At 50.6% G+C, this 3,816-nt stretch carries 4 protein-coding genes and 1 pseudogene; 4 read left to right on the top strand and 1 reads right to left on the bottom strand.

Features of this window, described 5'->3' with window-relative positions; translation table 11 throughout:
- Window positions 1-147: 147 nt before the first annotated feature.
- The 4 genes from BFF42_RS12375 to repA all read left to right on the top strand — a co-directional run bounded on the left by BFF42_RS12375 (window position 148) and on the right by repA (window position 2,386).
- Window positions 148-738, top strand: a complete 591-nt coding sequence (locus BFF42_RS12375) for a DUF2726 domain-containing protein (RefSeq protein WP_000766818.1) — start codon at window positions 148-150, stop codon at window positions 736-738.
- 239 nt (window positions 739-977) lie between these two features.
- Window positions 978-1,238, top strand: a complete 261-nt coding sequence (locus tag BFF42_RS12370) for a replication regulatory protein RepA (RefSeq protein WP_000083819.1) — start codon at window positions 978-980, stop codon at window positions 1,236-1,238.
- A 223-nt stretch (window positions 1,239-1,461) separates the two neighbouring features.
- Window positions 1,462-1,536, top strand: coding sequence for a RepA leader peptide Tap (gene tap, locus BFF42_RS12360; protein ID WP_001365705.1), 75 nt, complete (start codon window positions 1,462-1,464; stop codon window positions 1,534-1,536).
- Window positions 1,529-2,386: an incFII family plasmid replication initiator RepA gene (gene repA, locus BFF42_RS12355; RefSeq protein ID WP_000130973.1), complete on the top strand. Its 858-nt coding sequence runs from the start codon at window positions 1,529-1,531 to the stop codon at window positions 2,384-2,386. Before tap ends, repA begins: the two co-directional genes overlap by 8 nt.
- 982 nt (window positions 2,387-3,368) lie before the next feature.
- On the opposite strand, the pseudogene BFF42_RS12345 reads toward repA, so the two are convergent.
- Window positions 3,369-3,704: pseudogene (locus BFF42_RS12345) on the bottom strand (transposase); the annotation flags it as partial.
- Window positions 3,705-3,816: the final 112 nt, after the last annotated feature.

The raw sequence follows: 3,816 nt of genomic DNA, 5'->3' as shown, positions 1-3,816 counted from the left end.
CTGAACAGGAGGGACAGCTGATAGAAACAGAAGCCACTGGAGCACCTCAAAAACACCATCATACACTAAATCAGTAAGTTGGCAGCATCACCGGAAATATGTAAGGTAATAATTCAGCAATAATTAATTGCCAGGAGCAGATAAATAATGAAGTTGATTATTTTTATTCTCATTGTTCTGATTATTGCAGCGCTACTTATCCGGATTATCCTCAGAAGTGTAAATCAGCATTCTCCTTTGCTGATGCAATTGCATGCGGCAGGTATACGGACCGGTGATGCAGAGCGAATACTGTCCAGCGGTGAATACTGGCAACGTCAGAAGACGCTGCTGACAGAAAGGGAAGTCAGTTTTATGAAAGGACTGTTCAGAATTGTGGATATGAAGCGGTGGTATCTGTGTCCGCAGGTACGGGTCGCGGATATCGTCCAGCTGAACGGGAATATCCGGCCACGATCACGCCAGTGGTGGCAGTTATTCAGGATGGTGTCTCAGTGGCATGTTGATGTGGTTATCGTTGAGCTGCGTTCGTTCAGTATTGTTGCAGCAGTAGAGCTGGATGATGCCAGCCATTTACGACCGGAACGCAGACGCCGGGATATTCTTCTGGAAGAGGTTCTGAGGCAGGCTGGTATTCCGTTGCTCAGAAGCCACGATGCCAGAAAACTGCTGCAGATGACCGGAGAATGGCTGAATACAACAGGGGCTGATCAGCAGTCACCGGAACATCGTAGCTGACGCCTTCGCGTTGCTCAGTTGTCCAACCCCGGAAACGGGAAAAAGCAAGTTTTCCTCGCTCCCTGCGTTTCCATAACTGAAAACCATACTATTTCACAGTTTAAATCACATTAAACGACAGTAATCCCCGTTGATTTGTGCGCCAACACAGATCTTCGCCACAATTCTCAAGTCGCTGATTTCAAAAAACTGTAGTATCCTCTGCGAAACGATCCCTGTTTGAGTATTGAGGAGGCGAGATGTCGCAGACAGAAAATGCAGTGACTTCCTCATTGAGTCAAAAGCGGTTTGTGCGCAGAGGTAAGCCTATGACTGACTCTGAGAAACAAATGGCCGCTGTTGCAAGAAAACGTCTTACACACAAAGAGATAAAAGTTTTTGTCAAAAATCCTCTGAAAGATCTCATGGTTGAGTACTGCGAGAGAGAGGGGATAACACAGGCTCAGTTCGTTGAGAAAATCATCAAAGATGAACTGCAGAGACTGGATATACTAAAGTAAAGACTTTACTTTGTGGCGTAGCATGCTAGATTACTGATCGTTTAAGGAATTTTATGGCTGGCCACGCCATAAGGTGGCAGGGAACTGGTTCTGATGTAGATGTACAGGAGCCAGAAAAGCAAAAACCCCGATAATCTTCTTTAACTTTGGCGAGTCAGAAAGATTACCGGGGCCCACTTAAACCGTATAGCCAACAATCAAGCTATGCGGGGAGTATAGTTATATGCCCGGAAAAGTTCAAGACTTCTTTCTGTGCTCGCTCCTTCTGCGCATTGTAAGTGCAGGATGGTGTGACTGATCTTCAACAAACTTATTACCGCCAGGTAAAGAACCCGAATCCGGTGTTCACACCCCGTGAAGGTGCCCGGACGCTTCCGTTCTGCGGGAAACTGATGGAAAAGGCGGTGGGCTTCACCTCCCGTTTTGATTTCGCCATTCATGTGGCACATGCCCGTTCGCTTGGTCTGCGTCGGCGCATGCCACCGGTACTACGTCGCCGGGCCATTGATGCGCTGCTGCAGGGGCTGTGTTTTCACTATGACCCACTGGCCAACCGCGTCCAGTGTTCCATCACCACGCTGGCCATTGAGTGCGGACTGGCGACGGAGTCTGCTGCCGGAAAACTCTCCATCACCCGGGCCACCCGGGCCCTGACGTTCCTTGCAGAGCTGGGACTGATTACCTACCAGACGGAATATGACCCGCTTATCGGGTGCTACATTCCGACCGATATCACGTTCACATCTGCACTGTTTGCTGCCCTCGATGTATCAGAGGAGGCAGTGGCCGCCGCGCGCCGCAGTCGTGTGGAATGGGAAAACAGACAGCGCAAAAAGCAGGGGCTGGATACCCTGGGTATGGATGAACTGATGGCGAAAGCCTGGCGTTTTGTTCGTGAGCGTTTCCGCAGTTACCAGACAGAGCTTAAGTCCCGTGGAATGAAGCGTGCCCGTGCGCGTCGTGATGCGGACAGGCAGCGTCAGGATATTGTCACCCTGGTGAAACGGCAACTGACGCGTGAAATCTCGGAAGGGCGCTTCACTGCCAGTCGTGAGGCGGTAAAACGTGAAGTGGAGCGTCGTGTGAAGGAGCGCATGATTCTGTCACGTAACCGTAATTACAGCCGGCTGGCCACAGCTTCCCCCTGAAAGTGACCTCCTCAGAATAATCCGGCACGCGCCGGAGGCATTCGCACGCCTGAAGCCCGCCAGTGCACAAAAAATCAGCGCTACATACAAAAAACAACCTCATCATCCACCTTCTGGTGCATCCGGTCCCCCCTGTTTTTGATACAAAACACGCCTCACAGACGGGGAATTTTGCTTATCCACATTAAACTGCAAGGGACTTCACCATAAGGTTACAACCGTTCACGTCATAAAGCGCCAGCCGTCAGCCCTACAGGGTGCAATGTATCTTTTAAACACCTGTTTATATCTCCTTTAAACTACTTAATTACATTCATTTAAAAAAAAAACCTGTTCACTGCCTGTCCTGTGGACAGACAGATATGCACCTCCCACCGCAAGCGGCGGGCCCCAACCGAAGCCGGTTTAGTTACAACATGCAAACATAAACCCCTAAAAAACCCAAGTCCGACGCAGAACTGAAACCGCAAAGCCCCTCCCTCATAACTGAAAAGCGGCCCCGCCCCGGCCCGAAGGGCGGAACAGAGTCGCTTTTAACCATGAATGTTGTAACTACATTATCATCGCTGTCAGTCCTCTGGCTGGACGTATCGAGTACACGCTCGTAAGCGGCCCTCACGGCCCGCTAACGCGGAGATACGCCCCGACTGCGGATAAACCCTTGTCGGGCTCCGACCGCGCACAGAAGCTCTGTCATGGCTAAAAACGGGTATGGCTTGGAAGCTACCGTGTTCTGTCAAGAAAAATCGCTTGAACTCCGACGTACAGCCCCCTAAGTACTGCCAGCAAGCTGTCAGCACTAAGTCCCCGATACAGCGCGGCGTAGCCGCGCTAACGGGGTTAAAAGGGCTTACCTATACTTCATCATCGCTGAAAGCCCGCATGGCCTCGCAGGGCAGGGATGGGATAGGTGAAACCTATCAATACGTACCGGCTTACGCCGGGCTTCGGCGGTGTTACTCCTGTACCATATGTAACTACATCATGCCGCCTTACATGCGCTACGCGCATATGAAGACAAATAGCCCACATCAAACGGTTTTTGGGTCTTCAGTACGCCATAGCACCAGTGCACGAGTTTTCTCATCAGCGCACCAATGGCACACATTTTGGCCTTACCTCTCAGGCATAATCGCTCATACATCGCTTTCATCAATGGGTTAAATCTCAGACCACACAACGAAGCCAGATACAGTTTCGCCCGGATTTCCGGCGGACCAATTTTTGACAGTTTCGGACCCCCTCTGACCGAGGTGCCGGAATATTTTTCAACGGGAACGACACCTAAAAATGCAGCCGCCTGTTCACGTATGGGAAATTGAAAAACTAAGCGATACCGCTGTCCGCGCCTTATGCCACGTGAGCTTTTCTGCTTTTCCCTCCACTCCGGTGTTTTCTCTCTCTGCATGGTCGATTCTTATACCGCAACA

Origin of the sequence: Shigella sp. FC1661 (assembly GCF_001712525.1) — a bacterium.
Taxonomy (GTDB): domain Bacteria; phylum Pseudomonadota; class Gammaproteobacteria; order Enterobacterales; family Enterobacteriaceae; genus Escherichia; species Escherichia coli.
Note: the sequence above shows the minus strand (reverse complement) of the source record. Positions and strands in the feature narration are given on the sequence as shown.

Excerpts from the sequence above, each read along its gene's own strand:
- BFF42_RS12370 (WP_000083819.1), top strand. The coding sequence starts at position 978 with ATGTCGCAGACAGAAAATGCAGTGACTTCCTCATTGAGTCAAAAGCGG.
- BFF42_RS12375 (WP_000766818.1), top strand. The coding sequence starts at position 148 with ATGAAGTTGATTATTTTTATTCTCATTGTTCTGATTATTGCAGCGCTA.